Here is a 23,507-nt window from a genome sequence, read left to right as displayed (position 1 = left end):
CCCGGGGCGTCGCTAGTGGGTCTCGCCCGCGAGGGCTTCGAGTTCGCGCAGGATGTGGTCTTCGACGATGTCCGCGAGGCCGCGCACGGTGCGGGCGGTCAGCACGTCGCGCGGGGTGAGGCCGACCGCGAAGGCCGCGTTGGCGCGGGCGGTGACGTGCAGGCTGAGGATCGAGTCGCCGCCGAGGTCGAAGAAGCTGTCGTCCACGCCGACCTGGGGAACGCCCAGGACCTCGGCCCAGATGTCGGCGATGACCTCTTCGGTACCGGTTTCCGGTGCTGTGTAAGCACTTGCGGGACCGAAGTCCGGTTCGGGGAGGGCGCGGCGGTCGAGTTTGCCGGAGGGGGTCAGCGGCAGCGCGTCCATGGCGATGATCGCAGCGGGCACCATGTGCTCGGGCATGTCCCTGGCGAGGCCGTCGCGCAGGGCTTGAGTATCCACTGTGGATGGTGTGACGTAGCCGACCAGCTTGCCGTCACGGGCGATCACCACCGAGGAGATCACCTCGGCGTGGTCGGTCAACGCGGCCTCGACCTCGCCGGGCTCGATCCGCATGCCGCGGATCTTGACCTGCTGGTCGGTGCGGCCCAGGTACTCGACCACCCCGGCCCGGGTCCACCGCACCAGGTCGCCGGTGCGGTACATCCGGGAACCCGGCGCGCCGTGCGGGTCGGCGACGAACCGGTCCGCGGTCAGGCCGGGGCGGTCGAGGTAGCCCCGGGCGAGTTGGACACCGGCCAGGTACAGCTCACCGGGCGCGCCGACCGGCACAGGGTTCAGGTCGGCGTCGAGCACGTACAGCCGGGTGTTCCACACCGCTCGCCCGATGGGCACCGCCGACGCGCCGGGCTCGCAGGCCCAGTGCGTCACGTCAACGGCCGCCTCAGTGGGTCCGTACAGGTTGTGCAGCTCGGCCGGGAGCGCCTTGTGGAACTCCTCCGCGAGGTCGACCGGCAGGGCCTCGCCGCTGCACAGCACGCGCCGCAGGCAGTCCACACCGGACAGATCGGCGTGCGTGATGAACGCGCGCAGCATGGACGGGACGAAGTGGACGGTCGTGATCCTCTCGGCGCCGATCAGCTCGGCCAGGTAGGCCGGGTCGCGGTGGCCGTCGGGTTTGGCCACCACCAGGGTCGAGCCGACGGTGAGCGGCCAGAAGAACTCCCACACCGACACGTCGAAACTCGCGGGTGTCTTCTGCAGCACCCGGTCGTCCGCGGTCAGCTCAAACCTGCCCTGTGTCCACAACAGACGATTGACGATCGCCGAGTGCGGAACGACAACGCCCTTGGGGCGACCCGTCGAGCCGGAGGTGTAGATGACGTACGCGCTGTTGGCCGGCTTGATCGTCACCTGCGGCGCGGTGGCGGGCTGGTCGTGGGTGTCGGGAAGGGCGTCGAGCAGCAGCACGGCGTCCGTGTCGGACACCAGGAAGGCGGCCCGGTCCTTGGGCAGTTCGGGGTCAACCGGCAGGTATGCGGCGCCCGACCGCACCACCGCGTGCAGGGCGATCACCAGCTCCGCCGAGCGCGGCAACGAGACCGCCACGATCCGCTCCGGACCGGCGCCCTGGCCGACCAGCCAGTTGGCGAGCCGGTTGACGTCCGCGTCGAACTCGGCGTAGGTCCAGCGCCGGTCCCCGCACACCAGCGCCTGCGCGTCCGGCGTTCGGGCGGCCTGCTCGGCCAGCAACGCGACCAGGGTCGTGTCCGGGACGTCGACCGCGGTGTCGTTCCACTCGACCAGGACGCGCTCGCGGTCGTCCCCGGTCAGCGCGGGGATGGCGGCGACCGGGCGGTCGGGGTCGGCGATCAGTTCGGCGAGCAGGCGGCACAGGTGGGTGGACAACGCGTCGATGGTCTCGGCGTCGAACAGGCCGGGCTCGTAGCCGAAGAGGAGCCGCAGCTCAGCACCCGGGTAGACGGTGACGCTCAGCGGGAAGGTGGTGCTCTCCACCGCGGTCAGTTCGCCGAGCGCGGGGCCGTCGGCCGGGTAGTTCTCGAAGATCACCGCCGAGTCGAACAGGTCGATACCGCCCGCGACCGCGCTGTAGCCGTGCATCCGGGTCAGCGGGGTGTGCTCGAAGGCGCGCGACTCGACCTGGGCGCGTTGCATCCCGGCCAGCCACCCGGGGACCGGTCCATCCACCGTGGTCACCACCGGCAGCGTGTTGACGAACATGCCGGTGATCGCCTCGACCTGGGGCACGTCCGCCGGACGACCGGACACCGTGGCGCCGAAGCACACCTGGCGCTGACCGCTGTACTGGGCGAGCATCAGCGCCCACGCGCCCTGCACGACGGTGCCCAGGGTCAGCCGGTGGTCCTTGGCGAACCGGGCCAGCCGAGCCGTCTCCGCGGCCGTGAGCGCGACCTCGGTTCGGGCGGACGTGGTGGGTTGGGCGACCGAGGCGCGCGGCCGGTCGAACGGCAGCGGCGTCGGAGCGTCCACATCAGACAGAACAGTTCGCCAGTGGTCCTCGGCGGCGAGTGGGTCCTGCCCGGCCAGCCAGCGGTGGTACTCGGCGAAGTCCGGCCGGTCCGGCAGCGGTCGGCCCGCGTACGCCTCGGCCACATCGGACAGCACGCCGAAGATGCTCCAGCCGTCGAGCAGCACGTGGTGGAACGTCCACAGCACCTGCACCCGGCCGTCGTCGAGCGTGGCCAGGGTGAGCCGCATGAGCGGCGGGACGGCGAGGTCGAAGCCCTGCTGGTGGTCGGCGTCGAGCAGGGCGGCGAGCAACGCCTCCCGGTCGCCGCCGGTCCAGTCCACCCGGGTGATCGGCAGGTCGACCTGGGCGTGCACCAGCGACAGCGGCTCGGGCACATCTTCCCAGACGATCGACGACCGCAGGATCGCCGCCCGGTCGACCACCTGCCGCCAGGCCGACGCGAGCCGGTCGAGGTCGGCGACACCGTCGAGCACGAACGCGGTCTGCTGGAAGTAGGCGCCCTGGCCGGACTGGGACAGGCCGTGGAACACCATGCCCGCCTGCATCGGCGTCAGCGGCAGGATGTCCACCACACCCGGCCGGGCCAGGCTATCCACAGTGGACTGTTCCAACCGGACCAGCGGGAAGTCGGACGGGGTCCGGCCGCGACCACCCTCGGCGCAGTGCTTGACGATACCGCGCAGGGCGGCGGCGATGGACTCGGCGAACGCGGTCGCGGTCGCGGCGCGGTGCAGGTTCTCGCTGTAGTACACGGTGATCGCCAGCCGACCCCGCTCGACCTGGCCGACGACGTCGAGCACGTGCGGTCGCGGGGACTCCGGGTGCGCGTCGAGGGCGAGCTCGGCGGTGCCGTCGAAGCGGCCGAGGTAGTTGAACGACACATCGGCGTCGCCGCGCAGGTCCGCGCCGACCAGGTGGCGCAGGGCGCCGTAGCCGATGCCGCGCCGGGGAATCGCGCGCAGGGTCTCCTTGGTCGACTTGAGCGCACCGCCCCAGTCACCGTTCGCACCGTTCGCGAAGCCGCCCAGCACGACCGGGAACATCGTGGTGAACCAGCCGACCGTGCGAGACAGGTCGACGCGGTCGAACAGGTCTTCGCGGCCGTGACCTTCAAGGTGGACAAGGGTTTCCCGGCGGCCGGTCCAGTCGGCGAGCGCGGAGCCGAAGGCGGTCAGCAGGACGTCGTTGACCTGGGTGCGGTAGGCGTCCGGGACCTCGCGCAGCAGCGCGGTCGTCTCGTCCTCGGTCAGGGTGACCGTGACCGAGCGCTCGGAGGCGGTCGTGTTGGCGCCGTCCAGGTCGCGCGGCACGTCGGCCGGGGCGGCGACACCGGCCCAGTAGTCGGCCTCGTCGGCGAACCCACCCGCCACGGCGTGCTCGGCGAGCCTGGTCGCCCAGTCGCGGAAGGAGGTGGTGCGGCGCGGCAGCGTGATCCGCTCCCCCGCCAGTGCCTGCCGGTGCGCGGTCCGCAGGTCCTCGGCGAGCACCCGCCAGGACACGCCGTCGACCACCAGGTGGTGCGCGCGCAACTGGACGGTGGTGTCGCCGCGCAGCTCGACCAGGAAGATCGGGCTGTGCTCGCCGACCGAGCCGGATTCACCGACCGGGGCGTTCTCCTGCGACCAGTCGGCGGCCATGGTGTAGCGCATGCGCAGCGCGTCGTGGTGCTCGATCAGCGCGAACATCGCCTTGGCCAGGGCGTCCGGCTGGACCGGGGTGCCGAGGTCGATCACGCAGGTCTGGTCGAAGTGGTTGGGGTGCGCGCTGTGCGTGTCGAAGAACCAGCGCTGGATCGGGGTGAGCGGCACCGGCCCGGAGACCGGTCCCTCGTCCGGCGCGGTGTCGTCGGCGACGGCCGTGACGTGCGGGGCGAGCGCGGCGACGGTCTGGTGCACGAACACGTCCCGCGCGGTCAGCACCAGCCCGGCGGCGCGAGCGGCGGTGACCACCTGGATGCTCAGGATCGAGTCGCCGCCGAGGGCGAAGAAGTTGTCCCGCACCCCGACCCGGTCGGCGCCGAGGACCTGGGCGAACACGGCGGCCAGGGTCGCCTCGACCGGGGTGCGCGGCGCGAGGTAGCGGTTCGGCTCGACCCGGGGCGCGGGCACGGTGGCGACCTGCCCCTCCGGCAGGTCGACCAGTGTCCCCAGTGGACTGTCCGGCCGGGCCGCGACGACCTTGAGCAGGGCGGCGAGTTCCTTCGCCAGCGCGACGATCCGGCCCGCGTCGAACAGCGCGGTGTCGTACTCCAGCACCACCCGCATGCCGTCGGCCGACGGCCAGAACTCCACGGTCAGGTCGAACCGGGCGGCCGGACGGGGCAGCGGGTGGTCGGCCCAGCGCAGCCCACCGGCGTCCGGAGTGGACACCAGCGGCTGTTGCAGCGCGACGACCGCGTCGACCAGCGGGGTCCGGCTCGGGTCGCGGACGGTGGCGCACTGGTCGGCGATCCGGTCGAACGGGACGTCGTCGTGGTCGAACGCGTCGAGCACGGTCTCCCGCACGGCGGTCAGGAAGTCGCTGAACGGCAGCGTCGGGTCGATCCGGGACCGCAGGACCAGGGTGTTGACGAAGAACCCGGCCACCGACTCCAACTCGGCCACCGGCCTGCCCGCGCGGACCGTGCCCACGGCGACGTCCCTGGTGCGGGCGTGCGAGGCGAGCAGCACCTTCACGGCGGCGGCGAGGGTCATGAACAGGGTCGCCTCGTGCGCGGTGCTCAGCGTGGCGAGCCGGGCGACGAGGTCGGTGGGCAGGTCGTGGGTGTGCACGCCGCCGGAGCCGACCCGCACGGGCGGCCGGGGCCGGTCGGTGGGCAGGTCGAGCGGCAGCAGCCCGTCGAGCCGGTTGCGCCAGTGCGTGATGTCCGGGTCCGGCTGGTCCGCCTGCCACGCCGCGTAGTCCGGGTACTGGACGGCGGGATCGGTCGGCGTCGCGGCGGGGCCGCCGGTCTCCTCGGTGTAGAAGGCGGTGAGCTCGTCGACCAGGAGGGACGCCGACCAGCCGTCGGTGACGATGTGGTGCTGGGCGACGACCAGCACGTGCTCGGTGGCGGCCACCTCGACCAGGGTGGCCCGGGTGAGCGGTCCCTTGGCCAGGTCGTAGGGCTCGGTGAGCAGTTCGGTGAGGGTGGCGTCCAGGTCGGTCGTCGCGGTCTCGGCCAGCGGGAGGCTCGCGAAGTCGGCGACGGACTGGTGTGGACCGTCCACAGTGGTGCGCAGCGCGTCGTGCCTGCCCGCGACCCGGTCCAGCGCGCGGCGCAGGGCCGGGCGGTCCAGCGGGCCGGTCAGGCGCAGCGCGAAGCCGGTGTTGTTGACCGGGCCGCCGGTGGTCTGGTCCTCCAGCCACAGCCTGCGCTGGGCGGGCGAGAGCGGCAGCGGCCGGTCCCGGCGCACCGGCGGGATCACGGTCCCCTCGGCGGGCTGCTCGGGCAACAACGCGGCCAGGCTCGCGACGGTGCGGGCGTCGAAGATCGCCCGACCGGAGAGCGCGGTGCCGAACGCGGCGGCGATCCGGGTCTGCGCGCGGACGGCGAGGATCGAGTCGCCGCCGAGGGCGAAGAAGTCGTCACCCGCGCCCACCGCGTCGACCCCGAGCACCTGGGCCCAGATGCCCGCGACCACCCGCTCCCGCTCGTCGCGCGGGGCGACGTGGTCCTCGGCGACGACACCCACGGTCGGCGCGGGCAGTGCGGCCCGGTCGAGCTTTCCGTTGGGGCTCAACGGGAACGCGTCCAGCACGACGATCGCGGCGGGGACCATGTGCGCGGGCAGCCGGTCGACCAGCAGTTGCCGCAGCGCGTGCGGCTCGGGGCGACCCACGCCGGGGACGACGTAGGCGACCAGCCGCTTGAGCCCGGTCTCGGTGCGCGGCACGACGACCGCGCGGCCCACCGTCGGGTCCTTCGCCAGCTCGGCCTCGATCTCACCGGGCTCGATGCGGAAGCCGCGGATCTTCACCTGGTGGTCGGCGCGGCCGACGAACTCCAGGTTCCCGTCCGCCGCGCGGCGCACCACGTCGCCGGTGCGGTACATGCGCTCGCCGCCCGGCGCGGCGATGAACCGCTGCGCGGTGAGGCCGGGGCGGTCGAGGTAGCCGCGGGCGACACCGAGACCGGTGACGTACAACTCGCCCGCGGTGCCGTCGGGGACCGGGCGCAGGTCGTCGTCGAGGACGTGCACCCGGGTACCGGTGATCGCCCGGCCGATCGGCGGCGAGTCCGGCGACGGGACCAGCGGGTCGCTCCACGAGGTCACCACGGTCGACTCGGTCGGCCCGTAGGCGTTGATCATCGCCCGGCCCGGCGCCCACCGGCGGACCAGGTCGGCCGAGCAGGCGTCGCCGCCGACGATCAGGGTGCGGAAGGCGGGCAGGTCGACATCGGGCACGGTCGAGAGCGCGACCGGGGGGATCAGCGCGTGGCTGACTTCACGCTCCCGCAACACCTGGGCGAGCTGGTCGCCCAGCAGCGGTCCGGGCGGCGGGACGACGAGCGCGGCGCCGCCCGCGTAGGCCATGCAGAGTTCCAGGACGGACGCGTCGAAGCTCGGCGAGGAGAACTGCAGCACCCGGTCACCCGGCCGCACGTCGAACCGCTCCACCTCGGCCAGCGCGAAGGTCGCCAGACCGCGGTGGGTGACGACGACGCCCTTGGGTCGACCGGTCGACCCGGACGTGTAGATGACGTACGCCGGTTGGTCCACGAACGGTCGCCCCGGCAGGACGGCGGTCGCCTCTTCGTCCACTTCGGACAGATCGCGGACGACCAGCAGCGGCTTGGCGTCGTCGAGCATGTCGGCGACCCGCTCGGCGGGGTACGCCGGATCGACCGGCAGGTAGGCGGCACCGGCCTTGAGCACGGCCAACTGCGCCACCACGATCTCCACCGACCGCGGCAGCATCAGCGCGACCAGCTTCTCCGGCCCGGCACCCCGGGCGACCAGCGACCTGGCCACCCGGTCCGACCACCGGTCCAGCTCCCGGTAGCCGACCGGACCCGCCGCCGACACCAACGCGGGTGCGTCGGGATCACGGGCGACGTGCGCGGCGAAGAGATCCAACAGGGTTGGGTTCGCTAACCGGGCGGCGGACATGTGTTGGCCAGAACCTTTCACCAGCGGGGGATGTTCGGGGGGTGAGGGGGTGCTGTGCGCGGGTGCGGCGCACCGGGTTGGTCAACGACCGTCAACGACCCCGGTTCACCGGACCTGGGGCTCGGCCAGATCCGCGGTGGCGGAGGGTCAACACCCGGCGAGGTACACCGGGTTCAACGACGCGGGTTCGGATGAGTTACGCAAGTGCACCGGGAAAATTCCGTGTGTGCCAAGCACTTGCGGTGAGCTGCGACGACTTTCGCCCGTCCGGCGGACAAGTGGCGACGGACACGGGTCGCCGCGCGTGGAGTGCGGCCACGCGCGGCGGGGGGTGTCAAGGGGTGCCGCGGGGTTCCCAGGGGTCGACCCCGGAACCGGTCACGCGGCGACGCGGACGGCGTTGACCTTCCGGGCGAGCCTGCCGCCGACCTGCAGCCAGGCGGGGGTCCCGGTGCGCTCGTCGGTCAGGAAGCGGCCGACCTGGTCGGTCTCGCCGGTGTCGCAGTCCCGCATGGCGAAGTGCAGGTCGCGCAACGGGGTCAGGTCGGCGAACGGCTCGCCGTCCACGGTCAGGCGCAGCCCGGCCGGGGTCCGGCACACGGTGTAGACCGTGTCGCCGTTGGCGTAGTCGCCGGTGCACTCGCGCGGCGCGGGCACCGGGTCGAGCACCCGCGGCACCGGGTCGAAGTTCGACATCGGGATGCCGAAACCGGGCAACTCGTCCGCCAACGCCCGCCACAGCGCGAAACCGGACCCGGAGTTGGCGGTGAAGGCGACGACCGTGCCGGTCGACGGGTGCATCCGCAGGTGCGCGGTGGTGCCGTCGCCGGTGCCGTCGTGGCCGATCACGGCGTTCTCACCGGTGCCGAAGCCCGCGAGCCCCAGCCCCCAGCCGTCGGCCATGCCGAACGGGAGCGCGCCCGCGACCAGGCCGCGCATGTCCTTGAGGGAACCGGGGTCGAGCAGGTCGTTGCCCTCGGCGCCGGAGAGCGCCCGTCCCAACTGGACGAGCTGGCGCGCGCTGGTGGCCAGCGCGCCCGCGGGCGCCTCCAAGGCGGTGATGGACTGCGCGACTGGTCGGACCACTCCGCGGGACCGGTTCACCGTGTGACCGGTGACGATGTCGGTCGCCGCGTGGAGACCGACCACGAACTTCGCGGACACCCCGAGCGGGTCGAGCACAATCGCCCGTACGGCGTCCGCCCAGTCCATCCCGGTCACCTGCTCGATCGCGTACCCCAGCAGGAGGTAACCCACGTTGGAGTAGGAGAAGGCGGTGCCGGGCGGGGCGACCGGGACCAGCGCGGGCGCCGAGTCGTGCAGCAGCCTGCGCCGCGACGCGGCGGTGGCGAGCGCGCTTTCCCTGACGTCGGAAGGGAGTCCGGCGGTGTGGCTGAGCAGGTGCCGCGGCGTGACGCCGTCCACGTCCGGGAGCGCGCCCAGGCCGGGGACCTGCTCGACCAGCGGCTCGTCCAGGTCGAGGTCGCCGTCGACGACCAGCGCCAGCACGGTGGCCGCGGTCACCACCTTGGTGATCGATCCGATCGGGACGGCGTGGTCGTCGGTCATGGCCACACCCGTGCCGTGCCTGGTCTCCCCGGTCGTCCAGGTCCAGGTGCGGTCGTCGTGATGGACGGCCAGTTGGGTGCCCGGCGCGGCGTGCTCGGCGGCCAACTCGGTGAGCCGGGCGGCGACACCGGCTCTGACGGATGCGTCCATGAATCCTCACTGATCGGTGCCGTGTGGGCACGGTGAATGCGCGCACGAAAACGGGTGGCACGAGCGCGTTTACGGGTGGGGTCCGGCGACCGATGAATGTCACCGACGTCACGGGCGGATCTCTCCACCCCGGTGTCCGTCAGGTTCCCCGACGACACCGGATTCAATCGTGGAACCGAAACAATGTTGACCAGCGGCGGAGCAGACCAGCTACCGCCGAATGGAGCAATCAAACCCTTATGGGGTTACCGGCCCACATTGCCGGGAGCGCGCAGGCGAAATCTCGCCAAACATGTTTGAACCGGCGGACAACACGGTCGCACAACAGATTCGCCTTGCAACGAGGGAAATCTGCGCCCGTTTCTGTGACCCCAGTCACAAGAACCTGGGAGCGTTTCCGGAGTCCACTGTGGTCAAATACCAGTCCTTTTGACACAATGGAAGCCGCACTTCACCATACCCCGGTGAACGGATTTCACGTTGATTGCGTCCGATACCTGCCGGTAGCTTGCACATGCATCGGGATATTCGTTTCACCGTCTCGATGTTCGAACAACACCATATTGTCGAAAATGGGAACACCGAACTCGCGGTAACACCCGGGGTATGCTCGGAGAGATTCGCGCCACAAACACCACCGAACGGACCAGCATCTGGGAAACGCGAGACAGGCGAATGTGTGCACGGTCTCAGGTCCGGTTCCGGTTTGTCCGATCCACTCCCCGCCACGGGTGACCGGCGAATGGCGGTGGCATTGGCCGACACGTCCGGGTGAGGGTGCTGGCGGGATCCGCCGGTGGCCGGGCACCCTGCTTGGTCGAGACCGGCACCCGAGACCGAGGAAGACGGCTGGATGATCAACACGAGGACTTTGCCCTTCGACAAGGTCAGGGTCACCTTCACCCTCGACCGGAACGACCCGGACGGGGCGACCAGCGTGGTCGGCTGCTTCAACAACTGGACCCCGGGGCGCAACGTGTTCCGCGGTCGGTCCAACGGCAAGCGCTCGACCTCGGTGGTACTGCCCGCGGGGACGGCGCTGTCGTTCCGCTACCTCACCGAGGGCGGCGTGTGGACCGACGACCCGGCGGTGGCCACCCGCGACGGCCAGGGCAACCCGCACATCACCGTGTGAGGACTGTTCATTTGCGAGCCGTTTGAGCTCGCGACACCGGCGATGGCCCGCACCGGTGCCGGTGCGGGCCATCGCCCTCTCCCCCGGGTGTGCCCTACGCGGGCACCAGTTCGGCCTCCGGTTCGCCGACCGGCTCGGTGCCCCGCCGACCGGCCAGGACCAGCAGCACAAAGGACAGCGCGGCCACCGCGGCGGCGATCGGCGGCAGCACGAGCACACCCCACGAGCTGATCACCAGGCCGCCGACCACCCCGGACAGCCCGACACCGAGGTAGATCGCCGAGGCGTTGACCGACAGCAGGAGGCCGCTGGTGGTGGGAGCCAGTTCGATGAGCCAGTTCTGGATGGGTGGGTTGACCGACCAGGTCGCCAGGCCCCACAGGAAGAACACCACCCCGGCCGAGACCGCCGTCACCGCGGTGAACGGGAGCGTCGCCAGGATCGCCACGAAGAAGGTGACCGACCACAGCAGCGGGGTCCGGCTGCCGAACCGGTCGGTGAGCCGCCCGCCGAGCGCGTTGCCGATCGCGCCGCCCGCGCCGTAGCCGAGCAGCATCAGGCTGATCACGCCGCCGTGCAGGTCCGCGGTCTTGGCCAGCAGCGACGACGAGTAGGTGAACACCGAGAACGCCGACAGGCAGGCCAGCACGGTCATCCCGAGCACGAGCCGGACCCGGACGTCGGCCAGCACGGCGAACCGCTCGCGCAGCCGGACGGCGGGTGGGGCCGCCACCCTGGGCAGGCCGAACACGCTGACCACCGCCGCGACCACCGAGGCGGCGGCGACCAGCCAGAACACCCCCTGGTACCCCAGCGACGGGCCGAGCAGGCCGCCCGCGGGCACCCCGACGATCAGGGCCAGGGTCAGGCCGCCGAAGACCACGGCCACCGCCCGGCCGCGCCGCTCCGGCGGGTTGATGGTGGTGCCCACCGCGGTCGCGGTCGGTGTGAACGCGGCGGCGCCGAGGGCGGCGATCACCCGAGCGACCAGCAGCAGTTCGTAGGACGGGGCGATCGCGGAGAGCGCGTTGCCGACGGCGCTGACGAGCAGCGCGGTGATCACGAGCCGCTTGCGCTCCCACCGCCCGGTCGCCGCGGCCAGCAGCGGCGAGGCGATCGCGTAGGCGATGGCGAACGCGGTGACCAACTGGCCCGCGGCGGCGGGCGAGACCTGCAGTTCGCGGCTCACCTGCGGCAGCAGCCCGGAGATGATGTAGCCGCTGGTGCCCACCGTGAACGCCCCCGCAGCGAGCAGGTACGTACGTGGTGACATGCCGTTGTCCCCCTTGACCGGGATCGACGCTAAGTACGAGGGCCATCGTAGTACGAGTTTCGCCGAACTACGAAATCTCTCGTACTATGGAAGTCATGCCCGAGGACCTGCCGCACCCCAGCAAGGACGAGATCCGGATCGAGGCCGTGCTGCACGCCCTGGCCGACCCGGTGCGGCTCACCATCGTCCGCGAACTGGCGAGCTGCGTGGACGGCGCGACCTGCGGCACGTTCGAACTGCCGATCAGCAAGTCCACCCGCACCCACCACGTGCGCGCCCTCCGCGAGGCAGGCGTGGTCAACGTCCGCCCCGAAGGCACCTCACGCATCGTCACCCTCCGCCGCGACGACCTGGACTCCCTCTACCCCGGCCTACTCAACGGAGTCCTCGCCGCACGGCAATAGCCCTCCCGCCCGAGCGTGATCACTCTGCCCTCGACCTCGCCAAGCGCTTGTTGCAGGCGGGTGACACCAGAACCACCCCATCGGACAGCACACCCACCGCATGCCCCACCAGACAGCGCGCGTCCACCCGGGCAACCCGGCGAAGTCCCCACCGCGTGGCAATAGACCCGCCCGCCCAGACTTGATCATTCTGCCTTGATCTCGCCAAGTGCCTGTTCCAGGCGGGCGACACCAGAACTACCCCATCGGGCAAGTCCCCCACTCCCACCGCGTGCCCCGCAGCGCGGCACGCGTCCACCCGAGCGCCCCCGCGGGGTCCCCACCGCACGGCAATAGCCCCCCGGCCCAGGCGTGATCACTCTGCCCTCGACCTCGCCAAGCGCCTGCTCCAGCCAGGCGACACCGGAACCACCCCATCGAGCAAGCCACCCACACCCACCGCGTACCCCACACACACCGCGCGTCCACCTGGGCGACCCGGCGGAGTCCTCGCCATAGCGTCGCGTGGACCCGTGCTACGCCCGGTGCGCCACTGCCCGTCCGGTGATCGTTTTGCCTGGTCGCGGGTGGTGGGTCCGCCGACTGCCCGATGCCGATCGGGCATCGGGCTCGCATACTCTGGGGTGGGGATGTAACGGGGCATACCCCATAGGTAGGCGAACGCTCACCTGTCCGGAGGTCAGCGTGTGCAGCACCGGCGGATCCACGGTACCCGGGGAGCTGCCGTGCCCGCCGCCGCGCCTGCACTGCCGGTCCGACCTGATCGCGGTGCTGAACCGGGCCTGGGCGGCGGCGTCCGACGGTGGTCACGCGGCCGTGTTGACCGGTCCGCCCGCCGTCGGGCAGCTCGCCGCCGTCACCCGGTGGGCGTGGGACCACCGCGACCGCTTCCCCGGCGGGCAGGTCTACGTCGACCTCGCCGCCGACCGGGTCCGGCACGAGGCGGGCATCCCCGCCATCCAGCGCCGGGTGCTGACCGCCCTCGGCGTGCCCGGACCGGTGCGCGACGCCGACCTCACACCGGTGTTGCGGGCGGCCACCGCGGCGGCGCCGGTGCTGGTCGTGCTGGTCGGCGTCGAGCGGCCCGCCGAGATCGACAAGTTCCTGCCGACCGCCCCGCACAGCATGCTGCTCGGCACCAGCGTCCGGCGGCTGGGCAGGCACCGCCGCTGGACGCACCCGGTCGCGCCGCTGGGTCGGGCGGCCGCGACCGCGTTCCTGCGCCGCCAGTTACCCGGCGGGGTCCGGCACACCCTGGACCCCGCGATCGGCGCGCTGGTCGACCGGTGCCTCGGCCTGCCCGACCGCCTGCTGGACCTGGCCGCCCTGCTCGCCGACTGCGGCTCCACCGCGGAGGCGTTCGAGCGGGTCGGTGACGGGAGCCCGCTCGACTGGTCCGCCGGTGTCGACCCGCTGACCGGGTACGACGACGCCATCGACACCGTCCTCGACGACGCCCAACGCCACGTCTACTACTGCCTCGGCCTGCACCCCGCCGAAGCCGTCTGCGTCCCGTCGCTCGCCAAAGCCGCCGGTACCAAGGACTCCGCCGTCCGGGCGACGCTGCACCTGCTGCGCGAACTGTGCTACGTCCAGCACGCGGGCGTGCGTTACCGCCCGTACCCGGTCGTCAAGGCGCACGCCGGGGAACTGGCCCACCGCCGCCTCACCCGCCACGCCCTCGACCGGGTCAACGACCGCTACCTGTCCTGGTACCTGTCCGGCACCGCCGCCGCGAGCCGCGCGCTCGACCTGGACTGGCCCGGTGCCGCCGACTTCGCGGTCCAACCGTGGTGCGGCCCGGACCTCAGCGCGGCCGCGGCCAAGTCCTGGCTGGAGTCGGAACGCCCCGCCCTGGACCGGGTGATCGCCGAGGCCGCCGGTCGCGGCCGGGGCGGCGTCGTGTCCGCGTTCTGCCTCGGCATGTGGTCGTTCTACCCGCACCTGGACTTCGACTGGATCGGCCTGCACGTCAACGCCCTGCGGTACGACGGCCTGACCCGCGGCGTCCGGATGCGGGTGTTGCGGCAGTTGGCCCGGGTCCACGCGGACCAGGGCCGGACCGCCGACCGGGACGCGACCCTGGCCGAGGCCGCGCGGGTGCGGGACGCGCGACCGCGTGGGCTGCCCGCGAACGCGCCGGTCATCCGGCCGGGCGAACCCTGAACGTCCCCCGGTGCGCGCCGACGCGGACGACCAACTCCACGGGTTTGGTGATCGGCTCGTCTTCCACCACGTGGTGGTAGGTCGCGGCGGCGAGGGCCGTCAGGGGGACGGTTGCACCGTCGACCACCCACGTTTCCCCGCTGTACCAGGCGAACCAGGCCCGGGTGCCGGTGGCGGCCGCGGCGAGGGCGCAGTGCGTCTCGCGCAGGGTTTGGCGCACCTTGGCCAGGTCGCCGTCGGCCACGATGATCTCGGCGTTCGCGCGGAGCACCGGGTCGGCGGCGTCCGTGTCGACCAAGACCAGGATGTCCTCGCCGGAGCGGCGGCCGGGCACGTACGGGAACCGGTGGACCACGACGGCGCCTGAATCCTCCACAGTGGACACGTTGAACACCGTCGGCGGGTGCGCCACGGTTCGCAACACGTCGAACGGGCGAGGCAGCGGGGGTTGTCGGGGCTCCAGGTCGAGCAGCGCGTAGAGCTTGTCCTGCAACAACCCCGGCGAGCCGGTCGGCGCGGCGTCCGCAGTGGACACGGCGGCGCGCACGCGGGCCAGGATGTCGCCCTCGACGCGCCGCACCACCGGTTTCCCCGGCGTGTGCTTGGCCGAGTCGCCGACGACCACATCGGCGGCGACCAGGACGGCGGGCAGATCGGACTCGGTGCCGATGGTGATGAGCCCCGGCGGTTCCGGCTCGGCGCCGGGGTGCAGGGAGACCACACGGAACTCGTCGTACGGCAGGCGCGACAACACCGCCGTCGCCACGTCACCCCGGCGGTCGGCGATGGCGACCAGCACGACGCCGTCCGGAACACCCAGCAGGGCGCGGAACTCGGCGCGGCGGCCGCGCAGGGCGAGGGCGCGGTCCAGGACCGGGTCGCCCATCACGAAAGTCCGGCCGGTGGCACCGGGAATCGCGGCCTCGGCGGCCAGTTGCGCTGTCGGGTCGGGAATCCCCACCGCGATGGGGATGTCGTGCGCGTCGGTGACGGTCAGCACGAAGCCGTCGATCTCGCCGGTGGTGTGCCGGGCCAGCACCAGGTCGGACGGCGCGCCGCAGGCCCGGTGCCACGGAACGGGATCGAGGCCACGCTCACGCAGCGCGGTGTCCACGTTCGGCGCCCCGTTGGTGGCCGTCCACCGAACCGCGACCCTGGGGTCGCGTTCGAACACGTGCGCGATGTCGCGCAGCGGCCCCAGTTCGCCGACCGCGCCGACCGCGACCAGCACGTGCCGCCGCCGCGAGGCGGTGATCATACCAGCGCCGAAGACATGGACGAACCCCTTGTGAGCAGCCACTTCCTCCCACCGCGGCTGCCAGCATGACACACCGGGCACCCGGAGATCATCTCGCGTCCCCCGCCGACCGCGGCCGCGATGGCCGTTTCCCGCCGAGCCGGACAATCCACAGTGGACCCACCGGCGCGGCCACGGCTCCGCCACCACCCGCAGGGTCGGTCGATCGGGCCAGGTCGTTACGGGTGCGTCGACCGATGTGCCCGGATACCGGGCAGTTCGTCGAATTCCCTCCGCTGATGGCATCTGGCCGGTCCGCTCGGCTCATGATGACCGCGCAGTGATCGGGACCGAGGGGGCACCATCTACAGCCGCGAGATCATCACGATGACACCGCGGTGGCTGCGCGAGGTGGCGCGCCTGGCCGCCGAGCACGGCCGGACCCGGACGGTGGCCGCCATCGAACGGCTGGCCGCGGCCAGGGAACGGCCGATCTGGCGGGTGACCGTGGTCGGCGAGCCGGGGGTCGGCAAGTCGACCCTGGTCAGCCGGGTGGTGGGCCGGGAGGGCGTTCCCGGGCTCGACCTGGTCGAGGCGCCGTGGGAGCCGGGCGGGCCGCCGTCCGCCGCGGTCACCGACACCGACGGCGTGCTGCTGGTGGTGCCCGCCACCGGCCTGTGGGGGGCGGCGCAGTCCCGACTGCTGGAGGACGCGATCGCCGCGCACGTGACCTCGCTGGCCGTGGTGGTCACCATGCTCGACCGGCTCACCGCCGCCGAACGCGGCCGGGTGCTCACCTACATCGGCGCCCGGATGGGCCGGGTGGTGCTGCTCTCCGGCCCCGGCCCCACCCAGGAGGACCCGGCCCGGCAGGCGATCCGCGCCTACCTGGCCGACTCCGCGCCGGTCACCGAGCGGGCCGAGCTGCGCGCCCGCCGGATCGCCGCGCAACTGGCCGACCAGTGCACCGCCATGGCCACCAGCGCGACCGAGACCATCGCCGACGCCCGCAGGGTCCACTCCGGACAGTCGATCGACCGGCGCTCGCACCGGGCGCGGACATGGGAGCTGCTGCGGAGCAGGCTCTCCGCCCGCCAGCTCGCCCTGATCGGCCGGGTCGGCGACACCCTGCGCGCCGACCGCGCCGCCGTGCGCACCCGCCTGGAGTCCGACCTGGCCCGCGCGGGCGACCAGGCGGCGTGGTGGTCGACCACCCTGCCCACCCTGCTGCACGCCGAACTGGTCGACCAGGCCGTCCGCGCCGAACACCTCATCCTCACCGGCATCGCCACCGACGCCCAGTGGCTGGCCGCCGAACTCCCCGACACCGACCCGTGGCAACTCCCGGAAACCCTTGTGCTGCGGGTGGACCGCCCCAGCACCGACGACTCGCTGGCCACCGTCACCACCCCGGCCGACCAGGTCCGCGTCCCCATCCCCGACCGCCCCACCGGCCTCACCAAGGCGGTCGAGCACACGACGGCCGTCCTCATCAACCAAATCTGGCGACTGCTGGACTCCGCCTACGAGCCGCTGTTCACCGACCTGGCCCGCAAACAGGCCGCCTGGCGGGAATCGGAAGACTCGACCACCGAGGAACCCACCACCAACTGGCACACCTTGGCCCGGTCCGCCACCGCCCTGGCAGGCACCATCAACGCCGCACTGCGGGGCTAGCTCAGGTCACCACACGCAGTCCACCAGTTGCTCGGCTCCGGCCGCGCGTGCGACGCCCGGCACGTCGACCACCACCACCTGCCGGTACCGGGTCTCCACCAAACCCTCCGTCCGGAACCGGCGCAGCACGCGCTGCACGGACGGCACCGACGTGCCCGACAGGGCCGCCAGTTCCGCCTGGCTGAGCCGGACCGGGATGGCGGCCCCGCCGGGGTGCCGGGGGTCCTTCTCGATCAGCTCGGCCAGCACGCAGGCCACCCGGCGCTCCACCGGGTGCCCGGCGAACTCGGTGAGCCTGCGGGTGGCCCAGCGGTGCTTGGCCGACACGGCGCGCAGCACGGCGCGCAGGGCACCGCCGTGGTGGGTGAGGAAGGCCAGGAAGTCCTCCCGTTCGATGCGGCGCACCACGCCCGGCCCGTCGGCGCGGACCGACACCGTGCGCGGGCCGCCCTCGAACGCGGCGAGCTCACCGACGAGGTCACCGCCGGAGCGGACCGCGATCAGCGCCTCGTCGCCGGAGGGGCGGTTGGCGTGCACCTTGAACCAGCCCAGCAGCAGGAGGTACACGTGCGTGGCCGGGTCGCCCGCGCGCAGCACGCGGTCACCGTCGCGCACCCGGATCGGCTGGCCGAGCCCGAGCAGCTCGCGCCGCACGCGATCGTCGAGTCCACCCAGCAGACTCGCCGGGGGCCATCGGCTCGCAATGGTCATCCGCCCACCGTTCCCGTGGTCGACACACCGATCACCCTGTCCCACCGGACAGGTTTTTACGACCGAAACGGCCACACTCTCCCCTGAACGGCGCATGCGCCACAGTCCACTTGAGCAATCCGGACTAACGTGGCCCCACGAACCCCTTACGCCCCTTCGCACTGAGTGACCACGCCCGGACCGCCGTTCACCGGGACGGCCGTCCGAACTGGCCACTGCACTGTCATTGGACAAATCCACTGTGCGCCGCCAGGTCGGCCGCCACCGTGGCCACCGAGCGGTGGACCCGGGGGCACCCGTCCGGCAATACCGGAATAGCCTGATCGCTTTCCGTGGTTTACGGCGGCGGTAGCAACCGGTGCCTGCGCCGGGAGGTATACAACCCGATCACAACCGGGGTGCGGTGCGGTGGGGACTCCTGTTGGTCCCTGCTCAACCGGAGGCTATTCGGATGAGATTCACGGTATCCCGCAGAATCGCGTTGCTGGCCGGGGTCGTCGCCGTCGTCGCGGGTGTCGGTGGCGCCGTTCCCGGGGTCGCGGCCCCACCGGCCAAGGAAGGCGTGGTGTTGTACGCGGACACCCCGACCGCGGTTCCCGACAGTTATGTCGTCGTCCTCGCCGACCAGGGCTCGAATCCGGACGCGGTGAAGAAACAGGCCGGTGACGCCGTCCAGAAGTACGGCGTGTCGGTGCAGACCTCGTACTACACGGCCTTGCGCGGTTTCGCGGTGAAGGCGGACGCCGCCCAGGCCACCAAGATGGCGGCCGACCCGGCCTACAGTTATGTCGCGCAAGACCAGGAAATCACCAGCGACGCCCTCGGTGTGCAAAACCCGCCGCCGTCGTGGGGCCTCAACCGAATCGACCAGCGCTCGCTGCCCTTGGACACCAAGTACCACTACGCCAACACCGCACCCGGCGTGTACGCGTACATCATCGACACCGGTATCCGCTACACCCACCAGGAGTTCGGCGGCCGCGCGATCTACGGCATCGACACCGTCGGCGGCGTCTTCCCGCCCGGCAACGACTGCAACGGCCACGGCACCCACGTCGCCGGAACCGTCGGCGGCGCGACGGTCGGCGTCGCCAAGCAGGTCCAGTTGGTCTCCGTCCGGGTCCTCAACTGCGCGGGCACCGGCACCGCGGCCGGTGTCATCGCCGGTGTCGACTGGGTCACCAACGACACGATCCTCAATGGACGGAAGTCGGTCGCCAACATGAGCCTCGGCGGCCTCACCTACCCGCCGCTCAACACCGCCGTGACGAACTCGGTCGCCGCCAACGTGCACTACTCGGTGGCGGCGGGCAACTCCAACACCAACGCCTGTTCCTTCTCCCCCGCCAGCGCCCCCGCCGCCACCACCGTCGGCTCCACCGACAACAACGACGCCCGCTCGTCCTACTCCAACTTCGGCACCTGCGTCGACATCTTCGCCCCCGGCCGCAACATCTACTCCGCCTGGGCCACCGCCGACAACGCCTACACCACCCTCAGCGGCACCTCCATGGCCTCCCCCCACGTCACCGGCACCGCCGCCCTCTGGCGCCAACGCTTCCCGGGTGACTCGGCCTGGCAAACCGCGACTTCACTCACCGCCAACGCCACCCCCGGCGTAGTCCTCTCCCCCGGCACCGGCTCACCGAACCTCCTGCTGTTCTCCGGCCACGTACCGGTGTGACCCGAGCGGCAGGCCCCGGGGCTCAGCTCCCGGGGCCTGCCGCCTCGCTCCAGCCAGGGATACGGCGGTTGAGCGCGATCCGGAATTGTTCCGGATTGGACAGTCGAGGGAGCATGGTGAGCACGATCTCCACCATCCCATCGTCATCCAGCGCCTGTTCGATGAGCGGTGCGACATCGTGTTGCGCCACGGCGGAATCGAGGTTGTGAATGATCCGAACCCGCTCGGCATCATTGGCCACCCGCACCATGTCGGCCAGCGTCGATGGCTGCATGTCGGCGACGCACGCCCATCGCACGAACGCGGGCGGCGAGATGAACGATCCCCGACCCGGGTACAGCGCCTCAGCAACGTCCAACACCGCAGCCGGATCGGCAACACCGCACGCCTCGACCACAGCGTACGCACGGTGTCGGTTGACCGGGTCAAGGAGCATCAGCACATTCCGCACTTCTCGCGGTACCTGTCCCCACAAGCGCTTCTCGAAGTTGGCGATGCGCTGGTCCACGGACCGGTAGACCTGCGCGTACCTCTCGTCGAAGTCCACCAGGTCAGCCACCTGGTTCGCGGCGGGGTAGAGGTTCGGTCGAACAACGGCGTCAGGAGAGTCCCAGGTGTACTCACGTGTGGTGGGCAGCGCGGCCAATGCCCTACCCGTGCGCCTCAGCCACTTCTTTCGCACATTGCGCGGAGTCGCGATCTGCTCTCGGGCGCGTGGCAAAGGCACGACAGGGCCGGTCCACGCCTGAACGTCGATAGTTCCTCCGGCCACAACACAGAAGGCCACTACCGGCCCTCGGGGGACAAAGCCCAGTGCCTTCGTCTGGTTGGCCGTCCAGACAACAGCCCACTCGGGTGGTAGCCCGGCGGCGACGAGTGCGGTAAGTCTCGCCGGGTCCGGCACACTGCCTGCCAGTGTCAACCGGGTAATACCGCGCTCGAACAGAGCGTCATCCACCGTCTCCAGCCACTCTTGCTCGGTCCCACTGGGCAACACCCGCAGTGAAGGCTCCAGCAGCGCCGCCGGCGTGCGCACGTGCCCGAACGTGGGCAGGAGCGGAGGCGGCATACTGACCTTGACCAGTTCCAACGGCTCTGGCAAACACACCCCGGCGTGAGCGGCAACCACCTCTCGGAAGTTGTTCATCCCCAACAACCTCCGCGTCATCACCACCGGGTGTACATCGCCGCTTGAGTAGGTGATCGTAGGAACCACACCGACCACCAGGCCCTGGTAGAAAACCACCGCACCGTCGGAGTGCTGATAACCGTCGCCGTCCCGGAGATACCTCGGGTACTCCACCACCATGGAGTCCGCCAGGGCGTCCGACACGGTGATGATGAGCCGGGTCGATGCCCTGGAAACACCGATGACCTTGTATTCCACCCGCTCGCCGACTGAACACAGAACTCCCCATCGGACCGGTGGCAGGCCCGACACCACATCCACTTCCGTGGTGATCAAGGCATACCCCTCGTGCCGCCAGATCACCGTCCCGGCCACCGACTCGACCTCAACTTGGTCTGGCAGGTCTTGGAACTGACTCACCACCAGCACCAACCGAGGGGTGATCACCAGCCCGGTGCGCACCCGCCGCCCGGACGTGATCTTCACGATCCGCGCCTCAGGCTCCGGAACCTCCCGCACAACCTCCGGCGCGTCATCGGCGTCCAGCTCGTGCAGCAGATCTGCCGCCGCTTCCGCGAACTCCGTTACCTCCGCAGGCAAGCTGGATCGCGCAGCCGGATCGAGGATCAGGGCCGACACGCCGTCGCTGCCCGTCAGCGCACCCACTCGTTCGGTCAACGCGCTGACCATCTCCCAGGCGTCTTCCTGGGTCAGGCGGTCTTGGACCAACGGCCGGGCCTCGGGCAGGAATGCCAGCACCGGGTACCGCACATCCGATGACACGACCCGCAACAACCCGCTCCCCAGGAACTCCGCCGCGTCTGTCAGCCCGGCCGACGGAACCATCACCTCGCGGACCAAGTGCAGCAACGGCAACCCGAACTGCGCGAACCGCGAACACAACACCGCCAACCGAACCGCGTCCGGAGTCGCCGTGTGCAGGAACGAATCTGCCAGCTCAGCGACCGACGCCCCCAATCCCCGTCGCGGCGGCTGCCCCACCAACACCGCGTCACAACCAGCAGGCGCGCTCCGCATCAACGCGTTCGCCCAGCGGCCAAGGGAAACCGGGGTCATCTCGACGGCGGGGACCGGTAGGCCATCCACAGTGGACATACGACCGGGAGTGTCCGAACGCAACCGAATCCGGCGTTGACTCAGCCCGGAGTGCCGCCACAACCGCGACGGCAACGGGTTCACGATGACCGTCGGCGTCACCGAGGCCGCTGTCCGAACCAGCCGCCACCCGCGCTCCGATCGCCAGGACTGGTCGGCGAAGTCGGAGAACACCATGACCAGCCTGCGGCCACCCGGTGTGCGCAGGCGACGCGCCACGTCCGGTTCGTCCAATCGCCACACCCAGACCTGGCGGAACGCGCCCATTCCACGCAGCAGGGCCACGAACGCCGTGATGTCGTCGTGCCACAAAGCCATTGTGACGGCGGTGTCGACCACCACCACAACGTCGAACCAACGTTCTGGCTCGGGTGACGTGACCGGGACCAGGATGCCGTCCGACCCGTACCGCTCGATCGTCGCGTCGATGTCCAAGTGGTGCCGAAGACCCTTGCGCCACGGACGCATGAACGGCTTCAGGGCACGCCCGACCCGCAGCACGTCCAACGAAACCCGAGGCGCCGCAACGGTGACCTGACGCCCGACCCGAGGGGCACGGCTCACCGGGGTCCGCTCAACAACCGGGGCCGACGGAGCAGGCCCGCGAGGCGCAGGTGGATCAGACCGGACCGGCACCTCGCGCACCGGTGCGGGCTCGGTCGCGACGGCGGGCGTCCGTGTAACCTCCGGCGGCAATGGCACCTGGGCGGCCAACCACAGCGCGTCGGCGACCGCCCAGACGTCCAGCCCGGCTGCGGCAGCCAGCTCTGCCGTGATCCGGGCGGCCGCCTCAGCCATGGGTCAACTGGCGGAGCAGCAACGGTTCCAGCCGGGCCCGGTCCGCGCCGACCGGGCCGGTGACCAGGTGGATGATGTTGAGCAGTTGGTCCACCGCCAGCACGTCACCGCGTTCCAGCCGGGCCGCGAAGGTCTCGACCAGTTCGGTGACCTCGTCCGACGACGTGCCCAGGTGGGCGGCGACGATGCGGCGGAGGTCGTCGGCGGTGGGGCGGGGCATCTCGAAGCGGATGCAGCGGCGGAGGAAGGCGGGCGGGAAGTCGCGTTCGTCGTTGCTGGTCAGCACGATGAACGGGAACTCGGTGCAGGCGACCCGGCCGGAGACGACGGGCGAGGTAACCGCGCTGTCCCAGTGCCGCACCTGGACCTCGGCCTCGGCGTGCCGGGCCAGTTCCGGGATCTCGAACTCGCCGCGCTCCAGCACGTCGAGCAGGTCGCTGGGCAGGTCGAGGTCACTCTTGTCGATCTCGTCGATGAGCAGGGCGCGCGGCCGGTCGGACGGCAGCAGCGCGGTGCCGAGCGGGCCGAGGCGGAGGTAGTCGGTGATCTTGTCGTCGCCGTGGCCGCCGCCCGCCGCGCGCAGGTTTTGGGCGTGGACGCGACCGAGGGCGTCGTAGCGGTACAGCGCGTCGCGCAGGGTGCTGCGGGAGGTGATGTGCCAGCGCAGCACCGGACCCAGGTCGAGCTCGTGCGCGACCTGGTCGACGACCGTGGACTTGCCGGACCCGGCAGGCCCGCTCACCAGCAGCGGCCTGCGCAGCAACAACGCCGCGTTGACCGCCTCGACCAGGCCGGGTGGCGGCTGGAACTCCAGGTGCAGGGAGCGGCGCGGGAACGTGCGCCACGGAGGTGACGGCGGCAGCTTCTGCGGTCGCCGGTCGCCGTCACCGCGGTAGTACTTAGCCCAGGTCAT

11 protein-coding genes and 1 pseudogene are annotated in these 23,507 nt (G+C 71.3%); 5 read left to right on the top strand and 7 right to left on the bottom strand.

All coding sequences use genetic code 11. The annotated features are described in order from the left end of the window. Positions 1–12: 12 nt before the first annotated feature. Both H504_RS0116805 and H504_RS0116800 read right to left on the bottom strand, forming a co-directional pair. Positions 13–7,518, bottom strand: a pseudogene (locus H504_RS0116805) (amino acid adenylation domain-containing protein); the annotation flags it as partial. Positions 7,519–7,923: 405 nt separating this feature from the next. Further along, a complete protein-coding gene (locus H504_RS0116800; RefSeq protein WP_026423719.1) occupies positions 7,924–9,264 on the bottom strand; it encodes a serine hydrolase domain-containing protein in 1,341 nt (446 codons plus the stop codon). 853 nt (positions 9,265–10,117) lie between these two features. Between H504_RS0116800 and H504_RS0116795 the strand changes: the two genes are divergently transcribed. Next, positions 10,118–10,399, top strand: a complete 282-nt coding sequence (locus H504_RS0116795) for an early set domain-containing protein (RefSeq protein ID WP_026423718.1) — start codon at positions 10,118–10,120, stop codon at positions 10,397–10,399. Between the two features lie 94 nt (positions 10,400–10,493). Here the strand turns inward: H504_RS0116795 and H504_RS0116790 are convergent, their stop codons facing one another. After that, entirely contained in the window at positions 10,494–11,672 is a 1,179-nt protein-coding gene (locus tag H504_RS0116790; RefSeq protein WP_026423717.1) for an MFS transporter, read from the bottom strand. 86 nt (positions 11,673–11,758) lie between these two features. Here H504_RS0116790 and H504_RS0116785 point away from each other — a divergent pair, with 86 nt between their 5' ends. After that, entirely contained in the window at positions 11,759–12,076 is a 318-nt protein-coding gene (locus H504_RS0116785; RefSeq protein ID WP_026423716.1) for an ArsR/SmtB family transcription factor, read from the top strand. Positions 12,077–12,760: 684 nt separating this feature from the next. Then, complete coding sequence (locus H504_RS0116780) at positions 12,761–14,242, top strand: hypothetical protein (protein ID WP_026423715.1); 1,482 nt, start codon at positions 12,761–12,763, stop codon at positions 14,240–14,242. Here the strand turns inward: H504_RS0116780 and H504_RS0116775 are convergent. Beyond that, positions 14,220–15,500 carry a hypothetical protein gene (locus tag H504_RS0116775; RefSeq protein WP_026423714.1) on the bottom strand — a complete coding sequence of 427 codons (1,281 nt, stop codon included), beginning with the start codon at positions 15,498–15,500 and terminating at the stop codon, positions 14,220–14,222. The genes H504_RS0116780 and H504_RS0116775 overlap by 23 nt on opposite strands. A gap of 366 nt (positions 15,501–15,866) precedes the next feature. Here H504_RS0116775 and H504_RS0116770 point away from each other — a divergent pair, with 366 nt between their 5' ends. Beyond that, entirely contained in the window at positions 15,867–17,156 is a 1,290-nt protein-coding gene (locus tag H504_RS0116770) for a P-loop NTPase family protein (protein WP_026423713.1), read from the top strand. A gap of 6 nt (positions 17,157–17,162) precedes the next feature. Here the strand turns inward: H504_RS0116770 and H504_RS0116765 are convergent, their stop codons facing one another. Then, the gene (locus H504_RS0116765) at positions 17,163–17,867 is read right to left on the bottom strand and encodes a Crp/Fnr family transcriptional regulator (protein WP_026423712.1); all 705 of its coding nucleotides are present in this window, start codon (positions 17,865–17,867) and stop codon (positions 17,163–17,165) included. 451 nt (positions 17,868–18,318) lie between these two features. Between H504_RS0116765 and H504_RS0116760 the strand changes: the two genes are divergently transcribed. Beyond that, positions 18,319–19,551, top strand: a complete 1,233-nt coding sequence (locus tag H504_RS0116760; RefSeq protein ID WP_026423711.1) for a S8 family peptidase — start codon at positions 18,319–18,321, stop codon at positions 19,549–19,551. A 22-nt stretch (positions 19,552–19,573) separates the two neighbouring features. Here the strand turns inward: H504_RS0116760 and H504_RS0116755 are convergent, their stop codons facing one another. Both H504_RS0116755 and H504_RS0116750 read right to left on the bottom strand, forming a co-directional pair. Continuing rightward, positions 19,574–22,594, bottom strand: a complete 3,021-nt coding sequence (locus tag H504_RS0116755; RefSeq protein WP_281173635.1) for an SAV_2336 N-terminal domain-related protein — start codon at positions 22,592–22,594, stop codon at positions 19,574–19,576. Beyond that, a complete protein-coding gene (locus tag H504_RS0116750; protein WP_026423709.1) occupies positions 22,587–23,507 on the bottom strand; it encodes an AAA family ATPase in 921 nt (306 codons plus the stop codon). Before H504_RS0116750 ends, H504_RS0116755 begins: the two co-directional genes overlap by 8 nt.

The sequence above is a fragment of the Actinokineospora inagensis DSM 44258 genome (genome assembly GCF_000482865.1).
Taxonomy (GTDB): domain Bacteria; phylum Actinomycetota; class Actinomycetes; order Mycobacteriales; family Pseudonocardiaceae; genus Actinokineospora; species Actinokineospora inagensis.
The sequence above is the reverse complement of the archived record's forward strand: the minus strand, read 5'-3'. Positions and strand labels throughout refer to the sequence as shown.

Coding starts and splice junctions, on each gene's coding strand:
- H504_RS0116800 (WP_026423719.1), bottom strand. CDS start 9,264: ATGGACGCATCCGTCAGAGCCGGTGTCGCCGCCCGGCTCACCGAGTTG.
- H504_RS0116795 (WP_026423718.1), top strand. CDS start 10,118: ATGATCAACACGAGGACTTTGCCCTTCGACAAGGTCAGGGTCACCTTC.
- H504_RS0116790 (WP_026423717.1), bottom strand. CDS start 11,672: ATGTCACCACGTACGTACCTGCTCGCTGCGGGGGCGTTCACGGTGGGC.
- H504_RS0116785 (WP_026423716.1), top strand. CDS start 11,759: ATGGAAGTCATGCCCGAGGACCTGCCGCACCCCAGCAAGGACGAGATC.
- H504_RS0116775 (WP_026423714.1), bottom strand. CDS start 15,500: ATGATCACCGCCTCGCGGCGGCGGCACGTGCTGGTCGCGGTCGGCGCG.
- H504_RS0116770 (WP_026423713.1), top strand. CDS start 15,867: ATGACACCGCGGTGGCTGCGCGAGGTGGCGCGCCTGGCCGCCGAGCAC.
- H504_RS0116765 (WP_026423712.1), bottom strand. CDS start 17,867: ATGACCATTGCGAGCCGATGGCCCCCGGCGAGTCTGCTGGGTGGACTC.
- H504_RS0116760 (WP_026423711.1), top strand. CDS start 18,319: ATGAGATTCACGGTATCCCGCAGAATCGCGTTGCTGGCCGGGGTCGTC.
- H504_RS0116755 (WP_281173635.1), bottom strand. CDS start 22,594: ATGGCTGAGGCGGCCGCCCGGATCACGGCAGAGCTGGCTGCCGCAGCC.
- H504_RS0116750 (WP_026423709.1), bottom strand. CDS start 23,507: ATGACCTGGGCTAAGTACTACCGCGGTGACGGCGACCGGCGACCGCAG.